The following is a 21,074-nucleotide window of genomic DNA, read 5'->3' as shown; positions in this document are numbered from 1 at the left end:
GTTCGTTTTTGGGAACCCTTTTAGGTTCCCGCTTGTTGGGTGCTGGTGGAATTCGGTTTCTCCGAATGCCTGTCAGTCTCTTCGAACGTGCATCCGCAAGGCGTCAAGCGTCTCGCTGCCTGTTGTGCTGCGAGACGCGGATGTAGAGGATGTAGAGCTGGTGCGGAGAGCATTCGAGCGGCGGCCGTGAAGGACGTCGGCAGCTCGGCAAGAAGTGCGGATGTACACCTGCATAATGCTTCCTATTGGCTCATGAAAACATTCGAAGAAATCGGCCGCAGCTGTATACCTATCAGGTCTACTGCCGCAACGCGTTTCAAGCACCATAGCACGAGATGCAAAAAAACGGCAAAACCGCGAAATTCGCCGTATGACAACGATGAATTTCAGCTTCCTTACGGATTCCGCTTGAAAAATTCATATTTTTTCACGTAATTTTTCTAAAAAATCAAGTGGAGCATTTGAATTTGGACAAACAAGTGATTGATATGCATCAATTGGGTTTTGCAGTCCTACCAAGCCCTTTTCGAGTGACGGCAGGTACGATGAAATCACTATGAAGCCGGAAAATTTTCTCTCCTGCCTGCAGCCTCGCCGTCAGTGGTGGCGACTCCCGTCAAGTTCAATGGCGGGTGCGCAGACCTGCGCGCCGGTTTGAGAGAAGGAAAGATCGTGCAGCGCACTTGATGCTTTCCCCCAGTTTCTCAGTCCAACCCGCCTTCCGGCGGGTTTTGTTTTTCAGCCGTATCTCAAAAAAACAAAAGAAGTCCCGCCGCAGACGATTTGCAGTTTTTCTCCTTCATGCCCTCACGAGAATTCACCATGACCTCCCCTGCACCGGCTTGCGCCTCTGACGCTTCGCTTGACGAAAACCGCATTCCCTTTTTCTTCGGACCCGCATCGCTCCTCATTCCATTTCTCATTTTTGCGCTGCTTTCGGTCTACCTTTTTATCGTCCTCAAAGTATTCGATCTGATGGCGCTTGCGGGTGCCGGTCTCACGGCGCTGGTAGCAGGCGCGCTGCTCACCCAAAAGCCGATGCGCTATTGGAAAGCGGTCTTGGAAGGCGCCGCATCGCCAATGACGGCAACCGTGCTGCTGCTATTGATGGCTGCCGGCGTATTCTCGGCCATGATGAAGGCCGCCGGGCTCGCCGAAGCCCTCGCCGCCTTCACGGGCGGCGCAATTGCCGGAACGCCGCTGCTCACCCCAGCCGTTTTTCTCATTTCATCGCTTTTGGCCACAGCCACCGGCAGCTCCATTTCCACGATTCTGGCTGCATCCCCCATCTTTTTGCCTTTCGGCGCTGCGCTCGGCTGCGATGTGCCGCTGATGGCCGGCGCCATTCTTTCGGGCGCCATTTTCGGCGACAACCTCGCGCCGGTTTCGGACGTGGCCATCATCTCGGCCATGACGCAGACGGATAAGTTCGGCAAGCCCCTTGATCTCGGCCGCGTTGTCAAGACCCGCTTCCCGTTTGCCGTCATTGCGCTCATCATTGCGCTCCCCTTCTACGCTCTCGGCGGCAGCGCTTCAGAACCATCCGCAGCGCTCAATGCCGCCGCAGATCCGATGCGTCTCCTGATGCTGATCCCGGTGGTGCTCCTCATCTACATTGCGATAAAGATGCGCGACGCACTCCACGCTGTCACGATGGCAACCGTTGCCGGACTGATCATCGGTCTGCTCACCGGCGTGATTGAACCCTCGCAGATCGTTCGCGTAGAAAATGGCTCCATTTCCGGCATTCTGACGGGCGGCATCGCCAACGTCTCAGGCATCATGCTGATGTGCCTTGCACTCTTTGGCTTTACGGGCGTTATTGAACACGCCGGGCTTGCCGATGCCACGGCCAAGTTCCTCACGAACGAAAATCAGTCGCCGCGCCGCGCCGAAGTGACTCTGGCCGTCGCCACGGTCTTCATTTCCACCTGCCTTGCCGCCGTCACGAGCGTCGCTGTGGCGCTGGCCGGACAGCTGGCCGACCGACTGCTGCGCAGCAGCATCGATCCGTACCGCCGCGCTTATCTGCTCGCTGGATTTGCCAACAGCATCCCGGTGGTTCTGCCGTTTTCGGCCTTCTCACTCATTACGCTTTCAGCCGCCTCGGCGCTGGGAGACCCGTCCCTCACGCCGTTTTCTTTGATGACGGCCACGTTCTATCCCATTGCGCTTTTCGTCGTATTCTCAGTATCGATCGCCACCGGCATCGGACGTCCTAAGATGAGTGATGAACCTCAGGCCACGGACAAGGCATAAGACTTGACTCCGCTTTCATCAGAGAGAACCGGAATGCGGCGCACCTTTGAGACACACTATGACTGCCCCCCTTAACTCCCTGCCCAAAGCATCCTCAGAACTCGAACCGGATGAGTTTGAACTCTTTGACCTTACCGTTACCGTGGAGGGCGGCAATTTCGTCTGCCGTCATCATCTCGGCCAAGGATTCAAAGTCGAAGGTGAAGATCTGGTCTTCCCCGAAGGCGGCCGATTTTCCCTCTATGCCATGGCCGCGCTGCTGCCGCTGATTCCTGCCAAACAGCGGCCGACAGCCGCGGCAGACTGGATGACCACTGACGCGCTCATTGCCTGTCCGGATCCCAACTGCGGCGCCCGCTTTCGCATTTCACGCACGGGGCTGCGGCGGTTCCGACACGGTGAATGCACCGTCGTGCCGCTCCCAGCCAAAACAGACAAACATCCCTAATTCAAACTGAACTTTTTTCGGACCTCCGTCATGACGCCATCCATTGCCCGTACGCAGCTCACTGCCGACTACAGCATTCCCAAAATCATCAACGGCGGCTGGCAGCTCGCCACCGGTCATGCGCTCGCACATGCGCTCGACATGAAGGACGCCCACAATGCCTTCGCCGAACTGCTCGACCGCGGCTTTGATACTTTTGACTGCGCAGACATTTATACGGGGGTTGAAGCGTTCTACGGCCAAATCATTGCCGAACGGCGCCGCGCCGGCTTGTCGCTGCCGCAGATTCACACCAAATTTGTCCCCGATCTTAAGGATCTCGCTCATGTCGACCGCGCCTACGTTGAGCGCGTGATTGAGCGCTCACTTTCGCGTCTTGGCGTTGAACGTCTCGACATGGTGCAGTTCCACTGGTGGGACTACGACGTTCCCGGCATGATTGATACGGCCGGCGAACTCATGCGGCTCCAAGAAAAGGGACTCATCCGCTGCATCTCTACGACGAATTTCAACACCGCCAACCTCAAAAAGCTTGTGGATGCCGGCATTCCCGTCGTTACCAATCAGTGCCAGTATTCGCTCCTCGACCGCCGCCCGGAAAAGGCCATGACAGATTTCTGCCGCCGCAGCGGCGTCAAGCTCATCGCTTACGGCACGGTCGCCGGGGGCTTTCTTTCCGACAAGTGGCTCGGCAAACCTGAACCGGACCTTCAGAGCCTCGAAAACCGTTCTCTCGTCAAATACTTGCTGGTCATTGAGGATACGCTCGGCTGGGCGGGTTATCAGAAACTCCTCGAACGCCTTGCTGCTTTGGGCAAATCGACTGGTCTTTCAATTGCCGGTCTGTCGTCTCTCTACACCATCGGTAAGCCCGAAGCCGCAGCGGCAGTGGTGGGAACGCGCAACAGCCGTCATGTTGCCGACACCTGCCGACTCATCGGGAAGACCTTCCCCGAAGACGCACGCCGTGAGATGGATGAGTTCCTTAAGCTCTTCCCGCAGATCGAAGGGGACTGCTTTGATATTGAACGCCAGCCCGGTTCGCGCCATATTGCCATCATGCGCATGAATCTCGTCGACAGCACAACGGGCAAATAAAAGAGCTGCCGCGCTTGATCATTTGATAAACGCTCATGCACCCTAAGGATGCATGAGCGTTCAATTCACTCCTCTCCCGCTGAGAAGCGGAAACGTGGCGGAGACAGTTTCTCTGCTGCCCTTTCAGGGCAGCAGCGGTCACCGGCCCTGACGAGCATTGATGCCGTCAATGAGTCCGGGCAGTTCGCTTAGCGAATCAATCACAAAATCAGCGCCGGCCGCCAAGAGGACTGAACGAGCACGGATGCGTGCCGCAGCTTTTTCCGCATCCGTGAGCGCGCTGAATTCAGCGTGCGAAAGTCCCATGACGGATGAACCGTCGACGACGCCGACAGCCCAGACGCCGGCGGCACGCGCCTCTTCAATGTCGCTCACCGTATCGCCGATTTTCACAACGGTACGCACGGCGGGGAGCTTCAGCAGGCGCATGTTCTCAAAAATCATGTAGGGCCAAGGACGTCCGAAACCGCCCGTCTCATCCGCCGTGACAAGGCAGTCCGGCGCATAACCCGCTTGACGCGCGGCCTCTTCGACCACATTCATCATCTCGCGGGTGTAGCCGGTGGTGCTGCCGATCTTCAGACCGCGGCTGCGCAGCTCCTTCACACAGTCAAGAACGCCGTCCTTCAGTTCACAGTGACGATCGAGCACAGCGAACAAAGCCGGCTCAAAGTCGTGATAAATCGCCTGCGCATCGCTTTCTTCCGGAGACCGTCCCCAACGCTCTGTCCAGCGTGCTTTGACCGCGGGCATCGCCAGCATGGTGCGGATATGCTCAATTTTGAGTTTGCCCATCGGCGCCCGCGTCTCTTCGAGCGTCACATCAATGCCTGCCTTGCGGAAAGCCTCAACGAACGCTGAAACCGGCGCAAAACAGCCAAAGTCAACCGTGGTGCCCGCCCAATCGAAAATAACGCCTTGAATGGTCTGCTTCATAATGATCTGCCTGAGATGGATGTTCAGAGTGATGCGAGATAGCCGCGGAAAAGGCCGAGAATTTTCGGCACATCGTCACTGTGAATTTCGCCGATATTGCCCAGCCGGAAGCTCGGACGTTCCGTGAGCTTGCCCGGATAAATGACATATCCGCCGGCCTTGAGCACCGCATACATGTGCTTGAAATCGAAACCGGCCTGATCCGGATAAAGGAAAGTCGTGATGAAGGGCCCCTGCCGATCTGCTGCCACGTAGGCTTTAAAGCCCAGTTCGGCCATGCCTTCACGCAGCGCCTCATTGACCGCAGCATAGCGGGCATGCCGAGCTGCAATGCCGCCTTCGGCTTTGAGCTCCCGGAGCGCTTCATCAAATGCCGCCACGACATGCGTGGGAGAAGTGAACCGCCATTTGCCGTGATCCTTCTCGAGCGTTTCATACTGCGCAGTCAAATCGAGCGAGAGCGAACGTGCATTGCCTTTAGCGGCAAGCAGCGCAGATTTGCGGGCAATGATGAAGGAAAAGCCCGGCACGCCCTGAATGCACTTATTGGCCGAGGAAACCAAAAAATCAATGCCTAGAGACTCCACCGGGATTTCCACCCCGCCGAAGCTGCTCATGGCATCCACGATGAACAAGCGATTTTTCGCCTTTACGACGCGGGCCACACTTTCGATGTCGTTGAGAATACCCGTCGTCGTTTCGCTGTGCACCATCGAGACCATCGTCGTTTCGGGGTGCGCATCCAGCCACTCGGCAACTCTTTGAGCATCAGGCGTCTCATCCCAGCCGCAGTCAATGCGGTCAAACGGAATGCGGTGATAAGTCAGAATCTGGCACATGCGCTCTGAATAAGCGCCGTTGACAAGCACCAGTACGCGGTCGGCTGCACCCGGCACGCTTGAGAGAACAGATTCCACGCCGAAAGTGCCTGAGCCCTGCATCAGCACGACGCCGTACTCGGCAGGGTTTGCTTCGGCCAGTTCCAAGAGCGAAGCGCGAATGGATTCGGTCATTGCCTTGTAGTCGTCGTCCCAAGTGCAGCGGTCGACAAGCATGGCTTCGCGGACGGCGAGCGTCGTAGTGAGCGGGCCGGGCGTTAAAAGTTTGTAGGTATTGGGATCAGCAATATTGGGCATTTGCATCATTCAAAATGCTGCGCATGAAAGCATGCGCCAGCAGTATTTTTTCTAGTGTGCTTAGACACCCGATGCACAGCAGCCTCTGAAGGCTGCCCGCACGGGTGTTTTTTGAGAGACAAACCCCTCGATCAGACAGGTCTCGTCGAGGGGTTCGAACTGAAGAAGCGCGCTCTGTGAGTCTTTACTCACCCTTGACGAGCTTCTGGTGCTTCTGGAGGAGCTCCACAGTCAAGGCTTCAGGGAACTGCTTCGGATTGGCCGGTTTGTTTTCGGCCGATACCGTTTCACCCTTGTAGAGCGCCACTGGGTAGTACTGGAGCAGTTCCGGGCGAGCATTCTTGATGATCACTTCGACCACCTTCTGTGCATTCGGATTGGTCTTATCCCCTTTGTCGACAACTGCAGCCGCTTCAGTGAGCATGAAGTTGCCTTCCACCGGGTCAATAAAGTCAACCGGAAGTCCTTTGGCCTTGTCCGCTACGGCCTGATGACGAAGCCCGAAGCCTACAGCCACCTCACCCGCACGAATGAGTTTGAGCGGAGCGGAACCCGATTTCGTCAGATGCGCACCGGCATTCTTCTCAATCGCCTGAAGAATCTTCGCGCCCTCGGCTTCACCCTTATCGGCAATGACAGCCTGCGTCATCAGCCACGATGTGGAAGAACCCAGAATGTCCGGCACGGAAATATGACCGGCATAGATGGGCTGAGCAAGATCCTCAATGCGGGTGGGACGAGGCAGCTTGTCCGCAGCGAGCACCTGAGTATTGATGAAGAGCGCTCCGCAGTTGCCGAGGATCGGCGCATAGTAATCCGGTGTCGGATTGATCGTGTCCGGCGTGAACGCAAGCTTCTGGAAAAGTTTCTGGCTCTTCTGGAGACTGTCAAGATAGTAGGAAGCGGTGGTTACCACGTCGGCTTCAATATTCTTGCCTTCGGCAGCGAGCTTGCCGCCGAGTTCGGAGGTGCCCAGCCCCTGAATCTTATAGAGCCCCTTCATGCCGTTGGCATCCAAGGCATTCTTCATCGCCTTTTGTGCCTCTTCGTCAGCATTCGAATAAATGATGACAGCCGCGGCCTCAGCCGCAGGGGCAGCTTTCTGCTCAGCGGGCTTTTCACCATTGCAGCCGGCAAGCAGAGATACTGCGGCGGCAGCAGCCGCGAGAGTGAACATTTGCTTCATTTTTTTATCCAATACAAGTAAATGACAAATAAGAGAGGTGTTTGAATTTCATGCCGCTGGGGAGTCGGTCACTGCGGGAGTGCGTTCAGCAGCAAGCGTTATGAACGAGTTGAGCCGGCCTTTTGATCAGTGCGCGAGCACTCTGCCAACTTGTCGAGAATGAGTTTTGCGGCGACGTTTGTCACGAATACCAAGAGCGACAGCACGAAGATTGCGTCAAACCGCTCGTAATAGGAAAATTCCTTGATCTTCGTAGTCAGAAGCATCGTCGACGTGCCGCAGAGGAAGACCACCGCTGAAATGGTCACCATTGAATTGATGAAATAGAGTTCAAACATTTCAATGAGCGTCGCCCGCGCATTCGGGAGCACCACACGGCGGATCGTCTGAATCCAGGTATCACCCATCAGCAGTCCCGTGGTCTCCCATCCTGCATTCATGCGTGAGAGCGCTGCCGTCCCCATCAGGTAAGGCGAAGCAAAGAAGTGCACCAGGTTCGCGAGGATCAGAATGGCGATCGTGTTCTGTAGAATCGTGCCTGAGAACGCGAAGAGGAAGCCCACGCCAATCACCATGCCCGGCAAAGTACTCGTCATCATGGCCAATCCATCCATGGCGGAACGACAGACGCGAGGCAGCTTGGAGCGCGCCTGAATAAGCGCCGCAGCAAAGGAGATAAACGTACCGATGGCCGCAGAAGCAGCTGCCACGCCGATCGAACGGAGATAGATCCCGCCGATATCGTCTTCGCCCAAAATGTCGATGAAATGCTGAATCGTGAAGTTCGGCTTATAAGGCCAGTTCTCAACAAAGGGCACGATGAACATCACGGCAAAGATGCAAAGCAGCACTGCCGCCAATCCCGCATAGAAGAGGAGAAATGCTCCGTCTCTTGCGGCTGACGGCATGAGCATCGGCCGCACAATGTCCGTACTGCGGAAATTGAGTTTTTCGCTCCACCGCAGCAAAGCCACCGCACCGACTGCCGGCACCATCATCGATATCGCCACCACAGCACCGCGGCCGAAATCCGGCACGGCACCCATCATCGTCGAATAGAGTTCGGTAGCGACCACATCATATTGACCCGCAATGGAAATCGGAATGCCAAAATCCGTGAAGGCCAAGAAGAAGCCCAGCATAAAGGCGGAAACGCAGGCACCGGCGACCGGACGAAGCGCCGAAGTCCAAAAGCGTCTCAGGAACCCGTCGCCCATCACGCGCGAGACGATTGCGTAGCGCGGATCAACGTAAATAAAGGCATTGCTGATGATCAAGAAAACGGGCGGCAGCAGGTAAGCCACGTCAGCAATCAGCAGTCCCCAAAAACCGTAAATCGAAAACGGCGGCGGACCAAAGAACTGGCTGATAAGCCCCATACGGCCAAAGGAGTAAATGACGGCAAAGCCATAGGTGATCGAAGGCAGAAAGAGCGGCAGGAGCATCAGAATCCGCACCGCTTTCTTCACCCAAGCCGGCAGCTGTGAAATCACCAGACCGTAGGCAGCGAAGAAACCCAAAAGGGTAGCGACAGCCGCTGCGGCAGTACTCACCGCAAAGCTGTTGGCCATCATCGACCAGAAACCCGGGCGCATGACCACCGAGAACCAGTTCGCGGCCGTCAGCGTGCCTTTCTCCAAAATCGACTGGCCAAAGATCAAGGCGAGCGGGACGCCTAAAAAGAGCGCGAAGAAAATCATTACCGCCCCATAGAGCACTCGGTAATGTCTGCGCTCATCCGTGCCGGCGCCCGTGAGGAACGCCGATACCCCCGCGAGCAGCGTACTGCCCGAAGACGCTGTCGTCATGGACGTCATCCTCTCAGCTCGCTGCCGGCATCAGCGACTGCTCGGCTGCGGGCTGCCCAAACAGTCGATAAATATTGTCGCGCTTGATCGTCAGCTGCGAAAGAATGAAGCGGCGAACGAAATCGTCCGCCGGCCGGTGCACAATGCCCTGAGGCGTATCGAACTGTGCAATTCGGCCGCCATTGATGATGAGCACCTTGTCCGAAAGCGTCAGCGCTTCTTCCGGATCATGCGTCACAATCAGCGTCGTTAGTTTGAGCTGCCGAGCAATGGTGCGGATGCGCTCTTTGATGGATTCTTTAATCAATCCGTCAAGCGCAGAAAGCGGCTCGTCAAGGAGCAGAAGGCGCGGCTTCATCACCAGCGTTCTCGCCAGCGCCACGCGCTGCTTCTGACCGCCGGAAAGCTCCTGCACGCGGCTTTTAAGATGCGGCTCGAGTCCCAATAAATGGATGAGATCGCGTACTTCTTCCGGAGTGGATCGGCCCGGACAATTCTTCAGACCGTAGACAATATTTTCTTCGGCATTGAGATTGGGAAAGAGCGCATAGTCCTGAAAGACAATATTGAAGCCGCGCTTTTCCATCGGAACGTTCGTCACATTCTCACCGTCAACCAGAATGCGTCCGGAGGTTGCCGGCACCAGCCCGAGAATTAAATTCAAAAGCGTCGTCTTGCCGCAGCCGGACGGTCCCAAAATGGAGACGATGCTGCCTTTGGGGATGGCGAGTGAAATTTCAGAAAGAATGGACTTGTCGCCGTAGCGCTTAGCGATATTCTCGAGAACAAGCATGAACGTGTGAGGGATGAGCAAAACTAAACAGCTGTTATTTTCAGCACTCCATGTGACGAGGCTGTAACGCTCATCTGACGTCGTCATGAATATTTCGTGACAGCTTGCCGACAGCAATGGCTCAAAAAAAACAGCGGCCTCAACGGGCCGCTGTTTTTTCTTCGGAGCAGACTTTGGTGCTATTGACGAACCTTGCGTATCGTCACAATCAGACCGCGGTCGCCGACCTCAACGGGCTGATCCATTTCGCCCTCCAGGTCACCCGGCTGCGGCATGAAATTGCCGGTCTTGGAGATGCGCGCACCCACCACCACAATCTTTGTGTTGGCAAGCGTCTCCGCCCCCATGGCCATGCGCATGGTTTCATTGAGTTCGAAGTTGTAGGGCAGATCCTTCACCTTCACCTTGGTGAACGCTACGGGCATGCGGCTTCCTGAAGCCGGGCGCGCGTAGATGAAGACCGTATCGTCTGGCGAGGTCTGATCTTTGAGCGCAGCGTCAAGCGTCACCGTACCGGCCACAGCGCTCATGGTCGCGGGCGATGCTGTCGGCACCGGCTCAACGGCCGTCGAAGAAGGCGCCGCCGCTGACTTGCCGCCGGCACCGCCGGCATTTGGCGAAACGGCCGAGATCGAGTCATTCACGCCGCCAAGACGCTTGGCTTCATTGATATTAGAAGCAATCTGATCGCGGTCGGGGAAGTCCGGCGGCACAACCTTGAGCAGACGCTCCCAATACTGCGCAGCCTGAGCATAGCGTTCGCGGTCCCAAGACTGCATGGCCAGCAGCGCCAAGGCCTTCCACTGATTAGGATCCACTTTGAGGGCATCCTGCAGGAGCTTCTCGACTTCAGGCGTGATGACCTTGCCGTTGGCCGCAGCCATCATGTCGGCCATATCAGCCATGATGTCGGCATTGTTGGGCACCAGTGCATTCAACTTCTTGAAAGCCTCCACGGCATCATCGAAACGATTCATCGAGGCCGCCGTACGGGCAAGCAGGAACCAGCCCTGAGCATTTCTCGGATCTTCAGCCAATCGGGCTTTCAGATCGTCGAGCATCTTCTGCATATCGCGCTGCGAGTGACCGCGCGAATTGGCACTCTGGCGCTCCATCATTTCGATAAAGGCCGGATCCATGGCCGTATAGCGGCCAAGCGCGTAGTAGGCGACTGCTGCAGAAGCCGGAATAACCACAAGAAGCACCACTGCGAGCACGCGCGGCATCATCATGCTGCGCCCGCTCTTGATTTCTTCTTCGTGCTTGGCTTCTTCCAAAACGCGGCGTTCAAGTTCGCTGCGCGTTTCTTCGTATTCATCCTGATCGATTCGACCGGCAGCTCGCTCCGCCTCAAGGTCATTGGCCTGCTGCTGAAGGATAGCGAGCACCTGACTGCGGCGGTCACTTTCCGCTTTGGCCCGGGACCCGAACCAGAGCGGCAGGCAGACGGCCGCAACCGCTGCCACGCACATGAGTACACAGAGAATAATGAAAATCGTCACTTTCGATTACTCCTTGCGTCCGCTCAGGAGGTCATCGGCCATCGCCTTCTCCTGTGCCGTCAATGGCTTGACAGATTCCGCCACAAGGCGCTTGCGTCGGCGAAGGTTGATGTAGAAGGCACCAATGCCGATCAGGAACAGACAGAGCGGTCCAAGCCACAGAATTGCCGTGGAAAGTTTGAACGGCGGCTTGTAAAGCACAAAGTCCCCATAGCGGTCGACCATGTAGTCAACAATTTCCTGATTGGTTTTGCCGGCTTTGACTTGTTCGATCACTTGGTTGCGCAAGTCAACGGCAAGTTCCGCATTGGACTCCGCAATCGACTGATTCTGGCAGACGAGACAGCGCAGCTGCTCGGACACCTCAACGACGCGCTTGTGCGCTACCGGATCAAAGGCCGTCGGCGCAGCCTCACGCGGAGCCGCCTGAGCGGTCTGAGCGAGCGGCAGTGCGAGAAGCGCAGCGGCGCCTAAGGCTGCGGCGGCAAGAATGAAGCGTTTAATCATTTTTCCTTCTCCAGGATTTCGATAAGCGGCTTCACCTGAATGTTCCAAAGATCATCCAGAATCGGATAGCTCACCTTGGCGCGAATGACGCCCTTCTTGTCGATGATGAAGGTTTCCGGCACGCCCGTAACACCGAGATCGATGCCGACCTTGTTCTTCTCTTCAAAGATCACAACGTCATAGGGATTGCCTGTGTCTTCGAGCACCTGCCGACCGGCGCCGACCGTGTCCTTATAGAGGAAGCCCACAATCGGGGTTTTCAGGCCCGAGCGCTTCAGCCCGACAAGATAGGGGTGCTCCTCCTTGCAGGGCAGGCACCAGCTTGCCCAAACGTTAAGCATCCAGACTTTGCCCTTCATCTCTTCGGTGCTGAATTTCTGAGTCGGATCAAAGAGCGTCGGCAGTTCAAAAGTCGGCAGCGGCTTATTGATCAGCACAGAAGGCAGAGCGCGGGGATCGAGGTAGAGCCCCTTGAAGAGGAACCCCGCGAGCACCACGAAGATAGCAAACGGAATAAGGAATTTCGCTTTCATCATTTTCTGAGTTCTCCGAGACGATCAAACGGCTGGCGCTGCGCCGGCGCTGTTGGACTTGGCCGCCTCCGCCGCCTTCTTTTCACGGCGGCGGCGATAACGGCGATCAAGCATCGCAAGCAGGCCGCCCACGCTCATGATGATGCAGCCGAACCAGATCCAAGTCACGAAAGGCTTCGAATACACGCGAACCACCCAGCCGCCGTCCGAACTCGGCACGCCCAGACTCACATACACGTCACCCGTAATGGAATGGCGAATGGCGGCCTCTGTCATCGGCATCGAATTGGAGCTGAAGTACTTGCGCTTTTCCGGATAAAGGTGCTGAAGTTCCTTGCCGTCCTTCGAGAGCGTGAAATCGCCTCGGTCGGCGGTGAAGTTGGCGCCGCGAGCGGAGCTCACGCCGTTGAAGGTGAAGGTATAGCCCGCAACATGCACGACGTCAGATTCAAACATGCGGACATCGCGCTCAGCCTGATAGCCCTTCACCAGCGCCACTCCGATGATGAACACTGCTACGCCAAAGTGTGCAAGGTGCATGCCCCACGTGGCACGCGTCATGCGGGTAAGACGACCGAAGATGCCGGTGCCGGCGGGGGCAAACTTCAGTTCGCCGCGAATTTCCTCAACGATGCCGCACATCACGAAGACAGCCAGCGTCGTGCCGGTAAAGACCCAGGTGCTCCATGCGCCCATCAGAAGCGGAACGGCAATGCCGACCGCGATCGCCACCACAAAGCACCAGGCGAGGCGCTTCACGAGCGTCATGGGATCGGCTTCCTTCCAGCGTGCGATCGGCCCCACTGCCATCAGGAACACCAGCGGGAGCATCAGCGGACCGAAGACCGCATCAAAGTACGGAGGCCCAACAGAAATCTTGCCGGCATTAAGCGCATCGAGGAAGAGCGGATAGAGCGTGCCCAAAAGGACGGCGCCCATCGCCACCACCAGCAAAACATTGTTGACCAGCAGCATGGATTCGCGCGAGATCAGTGCGAAGTTGCCGCCCAAACCCACCGTTGGCGCACGCCAAGCGAAAAGCAGGAACGAAAGCCCGATCACCAGAATCAGGAAAGCCAGAATAAAGAGGCCGCGTTCCGGATCCGTAGCAAACGCATGCACCGACGTGAGAACACCGGAACGGACGAGGAAGGTCCCCAAGAGCGAGAGTGAGAACGTGATGATCGCCAAGAGCACTGTCCAAATACGGAAGCAGCCGCGCTTTTCAGTCACTGCAAGCGAGTGAATCAGCGCCGTACCCGTGAGCCAGGGCATGAAGGACGAGTTTTCGACCGGATCCCAGAACCACCAGCCGCCCCAGCCGAGTTCGTAGTAGGCCCAGTAGGAACCGAGCGCAATACCGAGCGTGAGCAAAATCCAGGCAGCCGTCGTCCAAGGACGCATCCAACGCGCCCAGGCCGCATCAAGACGTCCGGAAAGGAGCGCAGCAATCGCAAAGGCGAAGGGAACCGAGAAACCCACGTAGCCCAAATAAAGCAGCGGCGGATGGAAGACCATCCCCGGATCCTGCAGGAGCGGATTCAAGTCTGCACCTTCGGCCGGTGCCGGGAAAATTCGCAGGAACGGATTGGAGGTAAAGAGCATGAAGAGCAGGAACCCCATGCCGACAAGCCCCATAACGCCCGTCACGCGAGCCACCATATCCTCAGGGAGCTTCCTCGCCGAGAATGCAACTGCAGCTCCCCACCAGCCAAGCGTTACCGTCCAGAAGAGAATCGAGCCTTCATGAGAACCCCAAGTCGCTGCGACCTTGTAGTACCAGGGCAGCATCGAGTTGGAGTTGTTGGCAACGTTGAGCACGCTGAAGTCGGAAATATAAAACGAGTACGCAAGGCACCCGAAGGCGATCGTGCCGAATAATGCGTTGGCTGCAGCCGCAGGCCGCGCCACTGCCATGAGCGGACCGCTGCCGCGGGCTGCGCCCACGAGCGGCAGAACGCCCTGGACAATGCTGAGCGCAAGGCACAGGATCAGTGCGAAGTGACCAATCTCAGGTATCACTTGATTTCTCCGTTGTTGACATACCGGGAGGTTCTCTATCAGAGCCTCGCTCGGTCATCGGCTTCTTCTAATGTAAATGGACGGGCCTTCTATGGTGTCCGCCGCTGGTGAAGGCGCTGCGCAGTTCGTTCTTTGCCGTTGTTCCGAGTCAAACGGCGCAGAGCAGCTTCGCAGCGCGAAGAATAATGTCCCTTAATCCTTACGGATGGTTGGCCGGCATCGGAGCGCCCGATTTGACCGCCTCGGCGTGGCTCTTCGAGTCCATGCCCTGAGCGTGAGCCTTGGCTACGCCGGCCTTATGCGCATCTTCGAGCGCTTTGGCGGCCTCAGGCGGCATGTAGTTTTCGTCATGCTTGGCGAGCACTTCACTCGCAACAAACACACCGGCTTCGTTGAGTTTGCCCTGCGCAACAACGCCCTGCTCTTCGGCAAAGAGGTCGGGCAGAATGCCCTTATATTCGACATTAACCGTCTGTGCCGTATCGGTGATACGGAAGTGGACGGTTACGCCGTCCTTTTCCCGAACGACTGAATTCTTCTCAACCACGCCGCCGAGGCGGAACGTGCGGCCCACAGGCGCTTCTTTAGCGGCTACCTGAGTGGGTGAGAAAAAGAAGACCAGATTTTCGTTAAAGGCCTGCAGTGCCATGAAGATGCCTGCGCAGAGCACTACGGCGGCTGCGCCGATCAAGGCAAGTTTTTTAGTTTTGGCGTTCATGTTTTTTCCTTGGGGTCTCAATCGCAGGGGGATCAGCTTTCCAGCGTCGACTGCGCTGCACGTGCTTCGCGCATGATGCGCCGACAGATCGCTCGGCGGCGAGTAATCAGGCCGTAAAGCTCAAACAAAACACCGAGCACAAATGCGCCGTATGCGCACCAAACGTAGTAACCGTGGCCGTTCATGTAAATGAAGTCAGCCAGAGAGTTCCAGTTGTTCATAATTTCCCCTCCAGCGCAGCCTTCTGCGCCCAATCGCTCTTGCGTTCGCGTTCAAGAATCATCGTACGAGTCCGCGAAAGCACGACGGCTGCGCCGTAGAGCGTGCCGGCAGCCAGCATGATGAAAATGGTGTTGAGCATGATCGGCGCAATCGAAGAGCCGCTCGAAGTAATGGAGGCTCCCTGATGAAGGGTGTTCCACCAGCGCACCGAGAAGTAGATAATCGGGACGTTCACGGCACCGACGATGGAAATGACGCTCGCAGCCTGATCAGCGCGGCGCTTATCGTCAATGGCCGAATGGAGCGCAATAAAGCCGAGATAGAGGAAGAAGAGAATCAGCATGGATGTCAGGCGAGCATCCCACACCCAGTATGTGCCCCACGTCGGCCGTCCCCAGAATGCACCCGAAAAAAGCGCAATAAAGCCCATGAGGGCGCCGGTCGGCGCCATCGCTTGCGCCAGAATGAAAGCAAGTCGGGAGTTTTTAAGCAGTCCCACGATGCTCGCAACGGCCATCAGCAGGTAAAGCGACATGGCGAGCCACGCCGCAGGAATGTGAATAAAAATAATGCGGTAAGAGTTGCCTTGACGCGCCTCAATCGGGCAGACGAAGAACCCGAGATAAACGCCGACGACAAAGAGCACCAGTGCTGCGCTCATAAACCATGGAATAAGCTTCCCGGCCTTGCGATAGAAGCCTTCCAATGTAATTGAAGTGCTCATCAGGTTCTGTTCTCCTGCGATGAATTATTTTTGTTCTGAATAATGAAGGTTTACTGTTCGGCAATCCGCAGCGCCGCAGCCACTGCAAAAGGCGCCAATGCGAGTGCAAAGAGCGAAAGCCCGCCGACGATCATGAAGTGAGAAGCCGGTGAGAGACTCATAGCAGCGGCAGTTGCCGCTCCCGAGCCGAAAATGAGGACGGGAATATAAAGCGGAAGCACGAGAAGCGACGTCAGGACGCCGCCGGCACGAAGTCCCAGCGTCAGCGCAGCGCCGACCGCACCAACGAGAGAGAGCACCGGCGTACCAATCAGGAGACTCGCTACCATGACGAGCGTCACATCGAGCTCCAAGTCGAACATCACCCCGAAAATAGTCGCAAAGATGGTCATGGGCACCCCCGTAACGATCCAATGCGCGGCTACTTTAGCCACCACAATGACCGGAACCGGCTCTGCAGCCACGAGCATCTGTTCGAGCGTGCCGTCCTCATGGTCGGTCGCAAACATACGCGGGAGCGAAAGGAGCGCCGCGAGAAGCGCCGCAACCCAAACGACACCCGGGGCGATGCTGCGCAGGATATTGGTTTCCGCACCGACACCCAAAGGCACGAGCGTTACAACCACCGCAAAAAAGAAGATCACCTGAGCGAGGTCAGACTTGCGGCGAAGTGAGAGCGTCAGATCGCGTTTCAGAATCGTCATGAAGAGATTAAACATCTTGGCGTCTCCTCTCTTCAGTCCCGGGCAGCGCTTTCGGCTTCGGCAGCTGCCGCATCCGCCATCGCCCGCTCAACCGCCGATCGGCGCTTGGGAGCCCAACGCTCCGGTTCAATGATGAACAGGTGCTTCGGATCCACCGGCACTTCCTGATGCGTCACCAGCATGACCACGCCGCCCTCGGCAACATGTTTGGAAACCAAGTCCGCCAGCCGGGCGACACCCTTGACATCGAGCGCTGTAAAGGGTTCATCCAGGATCCAAAGCGGCACAGATTCTGAAAGCCAAAGACGCGCCAGCGCAACGCGTCTGCGCTGTCCCTGCGAGAGCTGGCCGGCAGGAACGTCTTCGTAGTCTGAGAGGCCCACGGCTGCCAATGCTGCGCGAGCAGCTTCGGGCGTGCAGCTCAGCGAAGCAATGCGCGCATTGATGAGGACGTTCTCCATCACGGAAAGATCATCCTTCACGCCGTTGCGGTGGCCGATATAGCAGAGCTCGCGCCAGAAATCCTGAGCCGCCTTGAGAATCGGTTCGCCGCGCCAGAAGATCTCACCTTCGGCCGGCCGCATCAGTCCCGTCAAGAGACGCAAAAGCGTGGTTTTTCCCGCCCCGTTTGATCCCGCAATGCGGACCAGCGAACCCGGAGCCACAGTGAACGACATGCCCGTAAAGAGCGTACGTTCGCCGCGCTCGCAGGTCAGTCCGCGAACTTCAATAAGAGGCTGGGTAATCGAGCTTGGGGTTGTCATGAGCGGCGTTCTTTGCGTCCAGGGCCTAAGGACGCTTGAGTTCTATTTTGCGGGGCAGTTTAGGAACCGCAAATTAAGGCCGCCTTACAGAAATTACAGCCTGTGACTGTATGCAATCTATTGATTGATTTGATTATTTTTATCTTCAGCCAACACATTGATTTGTATTCATTCGCATGGTTTGGGAGCCCGTTTCTAAAGGAGCAGTGCCGAGGCTGAGAAAAGCGCTCCGAGTCTTAACCTATCCGTCGCTCATTCATGCCCATTCATATAATGTGAAGGTTTTCTTTTTCCGCCGTCTTCACGGTGAACTTATTCATGCTCCTCATGCCCCGCCAGTCTTCTGTTGCCCTTTTTCTTTGCGCCTCTGCCGGTGCTGCCCTCTTGCTTTCGGGCTGTTCCTCTGCGACTCAAGAGCTTGAAAAGGCCTTCGACAGCCGCGTCAATATTGAACCGGTCGTCGGGTCTATCTGGCGCATTTCGGCGGAACGCCCGAAGGTTGAATCTTCCGCCCGCATCGCCGATTTCGTTTACGAGCGCGCCAAGGCCTTCTGCACCGACAAGGGCATGGGCATGATGCCGCTCAAGGGTTCTTCATCGGCAGCCTCAGCCGACGGTCAGCCTGCCAAGGCGTGGCTCGAGTTCCGCTGCGCCAGCCCCGAAAAGGTCGAGCGGGAATATAAGGGCATTACGCTGCATTTTGACGAACTGCTCGGCGACGACGGGAAAAAGAAGAAAAATTAATTCGCCGCTCAGCTTTTGCTTTGATGAGCACGAAAGCGACTCATGAGGGAGAGCAGACTGTTTCCGCTGATGACGAACAGTCTGCGTCCGCGCCTTGGGAGAACACCTCAGCCGAGGCTGAAGCGGCTTCCTGCGGTGCGCTCCCCGCTGTGCAAACCTTCAATCCCAGCGAAGAAGTTCGTACGCTCCCGCATCTGCCGGGCTGCTATCGCTACTTCGGCGCCGACGGCACCTGCCTATACGTCGGCAAGGCGAGGGACCTGAAAAACCGTGTTTCCTCATACTTTCGCAAAACCGGACTCTCCCCGCGCATAGCGCTGATGGTGAGCCGCATTGCGCGGATTGAAACCACCGTTACGCGTTCCGAAGCCGAAGCGCTCCTGCTTGAGAACAATCTCATCAAGACGCTTAAGCCGCACTACAACATCCGTCTGCGCGACGACGCGAGCTACCCTTACATCCGCATTGGCGCGGGCGACTTCCCTCGTCTTTCCTATTACCGTGGCGGCGTCGACAAACGGTCGAAATTTTTCGGTCCGTACCCCAGTTCGAGTGCGGCGCGAACCGCCATCGAAATGCTGCAAAAAGCTTTTCAGCTGCGCACCTGCGAAGAATCCGTTTTTAAAAACCGATCACGCCCCTGTCTTTTGGGACAGATCGGGCGCTGTACGGCTCCCTGCTGCGGACTTATCACCAAAGAGGCTTATGCGGCAGATTGTCGTCGTGCTGCACAGTTTCTCGAAGGCCGCTCCATTGACGTTCTCAACGATCTGGAAAAACGCATGTGGGCTGCTTCGGATGCCTGGCAGTTTGAAGAAGCCGCCCATCTGCGCGACCGCATCGCCGCGCTCACTCAAATGCGGCATCAGCAGGCCATTGAGACAACAGGCGGAGATGTTGACGCCGACATCGTGGCGGCATCGATAGGTCAGGGCATTGTCTGTGTGAATCTCGCCATGGTGCGCGGCGGCCGCCATTTAGGCGATCGCGCCATATTTCCTAAAGCCGGCGACCGAGCACCGACCGCTCAGGATCTGATGCCCTCGAAGGGTGAAGTCATTGAAGCCTTTGTCAGTCAGCACTACGCCGAACTTCCCATTCCGGCCCTGTTGATCGTTGAACCTGATCCTGCCGATCCGGAGCTGCCGGCCCGCTTGTCATCACTGCTCACGGATCTTGCCGGCCGCCGCGTACCCGTTGTCAGCGAACCGCAGGAAACACGCCGGCGCTGGCTTGAGATGTGCATACAGGGGGCGCAGATAGCGCTTGCCCGAAGACTCGCTGAATCCGGCACTCAAACCGCGCGCCTCAATGATTTGATGGCGGTGCTCGGTCCTGCATTTGCACCGAAGAATGACGATCCCATGGAATTCTCCGTCGAATGCTTTGACATCTCTCATACACAGGGCGAAGCTACACAAGCATCCTGCGTAGTTTTCCGAGAGGGCCGCATGCAGTCGTCGCTCTACCGGCGATTCAATATAGCGGGCATTGAACCCGGCGACGACTATGCTGCAATGAAGCAAGTGCTTGCTCGCAGATATGCGCCTGCAGCACGCGGAGAAGCAGAGCTTCCGACAGTTGTATTAATTGACGGCGGCCGCGGCCAGGTGGAGATGGCCCGAGAAGTTTTCGAAGATCTCGGACTCGATGTCGGCGCAATCGTTGGGGTAGCTAAAGGCGAAGGACGCAAAACCGGTCTTGAGACACTCGTCTTCCCAGTCATCGACGGTCATCGACGCGAACCGCTCATTTTGGGCGAAATGTCTCGAGCACTGATGCTCATCGCCGAAATTCGCGACGAAGCCCATCGCTTTGCGATTACAGGCATGCGGGCCAAGCGCGCTAAGACTCGAAATACATCTAAATTAGAGGATTTGTCCGGCGTCGGACCCAAACGCCGCGCTAAACTACTCGGGCACTTCGGCGGCATGAAGCAGCTCAAAAATGCTTCAGCTGAAGATATTGCTCAAGTGCCCGGTATTTCTCGCAAACTTGCCGAACAAATCTACAGTCAGCTGCATACGGCAGTCCCGGTGAATACGGGCGCCCCTCTGTCAACCGAATCCGACGAGCAGCCCTGATTGAAAATTCTTAATTATTTCAAACCCTTTCAGGCCCAACGGCAAAATAATGAAGCTCAAGCCGCCTTTCAAAATCAACGTCCCTATGGTCCTCACGTGGCTGCGCATTGCGCTGATCCCCGTGGTTCTCGGCGTTTTCTATATCCCTGAAACATGGCTTGCGCCGCATTGGGTCAACGTCATCGCCTGCGTCACATTTGTTGTCGCCGCCGTGACAGATGCGCTCGACGGATTTCTGGCCAGACGCTACGAAGGCTGGGCTACCCGCATGGGTGCGTTCCTTGACCCGATTGCCGACAAGCTTGTTGTGTCAGCAGCCCTGGTGGCTCTGGTCGGGCTCGATCGTCTCGACATGGCCGTTGCGATGATCATTATCGGACGCGAAATCACGGTGACCGGCATTCGCGAATGGATGGCCAAGATCGGTGAATCCGGCCGCGTCAAAGTCAATTGGTACGGCAAAACAAAGACGATTGCACAGATGACGGCTATCCCTTGTCTTCTTTGGAACGACCCGATCTTCGGCATCGACATTGCCTTGATCGGGACGGGGCTCATCTGGCTGGCGGCGGTGCTGACGATTTATTCGATGTATGTCTATCTTTCAGCCGCAGTTCCCTTCTTTGATGAAGAACGTGCCCGCCGAGCTGCAGAACGTCAGGCTGCCGTCCTCAAGGCAAGCGCAGAATTTAAACATCATTGACATCCTCTCCGCCATGAAGAACGGAGATTCCCTACTGAGTCCTTACGCGTTTTCAGGCGCTTGGGGATCTCTTCGGATGGGTTCCTGCTGCTGACCTGCGCGTCTCTTGCGAGAAGGCCGATTCACTTGAACTGCAGCAGTGGACTGCAGCTCCCCACAGGCTCTAAGGCGCTGCCCGCGCCT

Annotated in this window: 20 protein-coding genes; 6 read left to right on the top strand and 14 right to left on the bottom strand. The window is 56.8% G+C overall.

The window, feature by feature from the left end; all coding sequences use genetic code 11:
• The first annotated feature begins 822 nt into the window (after positions 1-822).
• From DES29_RS07725 to DES29_RS07715, 3 genes are read left to right on the top strand one after another with little or no spacing between them, the layout of a single operon-like run.
• The gene (locus DES29_RS07725; RefSeq protein ID WP_021995910.1) at positions 823-2,259 is read left to right on the top strand and encodes a Na+/H+ antiporter NhaC family protein; all 1,437 of its coding nucleotides are present in this window, start codon (positions 823-825) and stop codon (positions 2,257-2,259) included.
• A 58-nt stretch (positions 2,260-2,317) separates the two neighbouring features.
• Entirely contained in the window at positions 2,318-2,707 is a 390-nt protein-coding gene (locus DES29_RS07720) for a TIGR04076 family protein (RefSeq protein ID WP_016474690.1), read from the top strand.
• Positions 2,708-2,737: 30 nt separating this feature from the next.
• Positions 2,738-3,805: an aldo/keto reductase gene (locus DES29_RS07715; protein WP_005429812.1), complete on the top strand. Its 1,068-nt coding sequence runs from the start codon at positions 2,738-2,740 to the stop codon at positions 3,803-3,805.
• Between the two features lie 138 nt (positions 3,806-3,943).
• Here the strand turns inward: DES29_RS07715 and phnX are convergent, their stop codons facing one another.
• From phnX to ccmA, 14 genes are all read right to left on the bottom strand, one after another.
• Entirely contained in the window at positions 3,944-4,741 is a 798-nt protein-coding gene (phnX, locus tag DES29_RS07710) for a phosphonoacetaldehyde hydrolase (RefSeq protein ID WP_016474692.1), read from the bottom strand.
• 23 nt (positions 4,742-4,764) lie between these two features.
• Positions 4,765-5,877: a 2-aminoethylphosphonate--pyruvate transaminase gene (gene phnW, locus DES29_RS07705; protein WP_236578906.1), complete on the bottom strand. Its 1,113-nt coding sequence runs from the start codon at positions 5,875-5,877 to the stop codon at positions 4,765-4,767.
• 184 nt (positions 5,878-6,061) lie between these two features.
• Positions 6,062-7,063 (bottom strand): ABC transporter substrate-binding protein, encoded by a 1,002-nt coding sequence (locus DES29_RS07700; RefSeq protein WP_005429807.1) that lies wholly within the window; start codon positions 7,061-7,063, stop codon positions 6,062-6,064.
• A gap of 98 nt (positions 7,064-7,161) precedes the next feature.
• Entirely contained in the window at positions 7,162-8,871 is a 1,710-nt protein-coding gene (locus DES29_RS07695; RefSeq protein WP_113854688.1) for an ABC transporter permease subunit, read from the bottom strand.
• A 13-nt stretch (positions 8,872-8,884) separates the two neighbouring features.
• Positions 8,885-9,751, bottom strand: coding sequence for an ABC transporter ATP-binding protein (locus DES29_RS07690; protein ID WP_016474695.1), 867 nt, complete (start codon positions 9,749-9,751; stop codon positions 8,885-8,887).
• A 92-nt stretch (positions 9,752-9,843) separates the two neighbouring features.
• Positions 9,844-11,166, bottom strand: a complete 1,323-nt coding sequence (ccmI, locus tag DES29_RS07685) for a c-type cytochrome biogenesis protein CcmI (protein ID WP_005429801.1) — start codon at positions 11,164-11,166, stop codon at positions 9,844-9,846.
• Positions 11,167-11,172: 6 nt separating this feature from the next.
• Positions 11,173-11,673, bottom strand: coding sequence for a cytochrome c-type biogenesis protein (locus tag DES29_RS07680; protein ID WP_005429799.1), 501 nt, complete (start codon positions 11,671-11,673; stop codon positions 11,173-11,175).
• Positions 11,670-12,209 carry a DsbE family thiol:disulfide interchange protein gene (locus DES29_RS07675; protein WP_016474696.1) on the bottom strand — a complete coding sequence of 180 codons (540 nt, stop codon included), beginning with the start codon at positions 12,207-12,209 and terminating at the stop codon, positions 11,670-11,672. The genes DES29_RS07680 and DES29_RS07675 overlap by 4 nt, the downstream gene beginning before the upstream one ends.
• Before the next feature lie 21 nt (positions 12,210-12,230).
• Positions 12,231-14,228, bottom strand: a complete 1,998-nt coding sequence (locus DES29_RS07670) for a heme lyase CcmF/NrfE family subunit (RefSeq protein ID WP_021995903.1) — start codon at positions 14,226-14,228, stop codon at positions 12,231-12,233.
• Between the two features lie 199 nt (positions 14,229-14,427).
• Positions 14,428-14,946, bottom strand: coding sequence for a cytochrome c maturation protein CcmE (ccmE, locus tag DES29_RS07665; protein ID WP_005429793.1), 519 nt, complete (start codon positions 14,944-14,946; stop codon positions 14,428-14,430).
• A gap of 32 nt (positions 14,947-14,978) precedes the next feature.
• Positions 14,979-15,167, bottom strand: a complete 189-nt coding sequence (ccmD, locus tag DES29_RS07660; protein WP_016474698.1) for a heme exporter protein CcmD — start codon at positions 15,165-15,167, stop codon at positions 14,979-14,981.
• Positions 15,164-15,892 (bottom strand): heme ABC transporter permease CcmC, encoded by a 729-nt coding sequence (gene ccmC, locus DES29_RS07655; RefSeq protein WP_016474699.1) that lies wholly within the window; start codon positions 15,890-15,892, stop codon positions 15,164-15,166. Before ccmC ends, ccmD begins: the two co-directional genes overlap by 4 nt.
• Positions 15,893-15,942: 50 nt before the next feature.
• Positions 15,943-16,611 (bottom strand): heme exporter protein CcmB, encoded by a 669-nt coding sequence (ccmB, locus tag DES29_RS07650; RefSeq protein WP_005429787.1) that lies wholly within the window; start codon positions 16,609-16,611, stop codon positions 15,943-15,945.
• A 17-nt stretch (positions 16,612-16,628) separates the two neighbouring features.
• Positions 16,629-17,360, bottom strand: a complete 732-nt coding sequence (gene ccmA, locus DES29_RS07645; RefSeq protein WP_046446198.1) for a cytochrome c biogenesis heme-transporting ATPase CcmA — start codon at positions 17,358-17,360, stop codon at positions 16,629-16,631.
• A 318-nt stretch (positions 17,361-17,678) separates the two neighbouring features.
• On the opposite strand from ccmA, the gene DES29_RS07640 reads away from it, so the two are divergent.
• Genes DES29_RS07640 through pgsA form a run of 3 tightly spaced genes read left to right on the top strand, consistent with a single transcriptional unit; the run spans position 17,679 to position 20,891 of the window.
• Positions 17,679-18,104 (top strand): hypothetical protein, encoded by a 426-nt coding sequence (locus tag DES29_RS07640; protein WP_021995900.1) that lies wholly within the window; start codon positions 17,679-17,681, stop codon positions 18,102-18,104.
• Between the two features lie 23 nt (positions 18,105-18,127).
• Entirely contained in the window at positions 18,128-20,188 is a 2,061-nt protein-coding gene (uvrC, locus tag DES29_RS07635; RefSeq protein ID WP_113854687.1) for an excinuclease ABC subunit UvrC, read from the top strand.
• Between the two features lie 49 nt (positions 20,189-20,237).
• A complete protein-coding gene (gene pgsA / locus DES29_RS07630) occupies positions 20,238-20,891 on the top strand; it encodes a CDP-diacylglycerol--glycerol-3-phosphate 3-phosphatidyltransferase (protein ID WP_021995896.1) in 654 nt (217 codons plus the stop codon).
• Positions 20,892-21,074 lie beyond the last annotated feature (183 nt).

Origin of the sequence: Sutterella wadsworthensis (genome assembly GCF_003315195.1) — a bacterium.
In the GTDB taxonomy this organism is placed as follows: Bacteria; Pseudomonadota; Gammaproteobacteria; order Burkholderiales; family Burkholderiaceae_F; genus Sutterella; species Sutterella wadsworthensis.
Note: the sequence above shows the minus strand (reverse complement) of the source record. Positions and strands in the feature narration are given on the sequence as shown.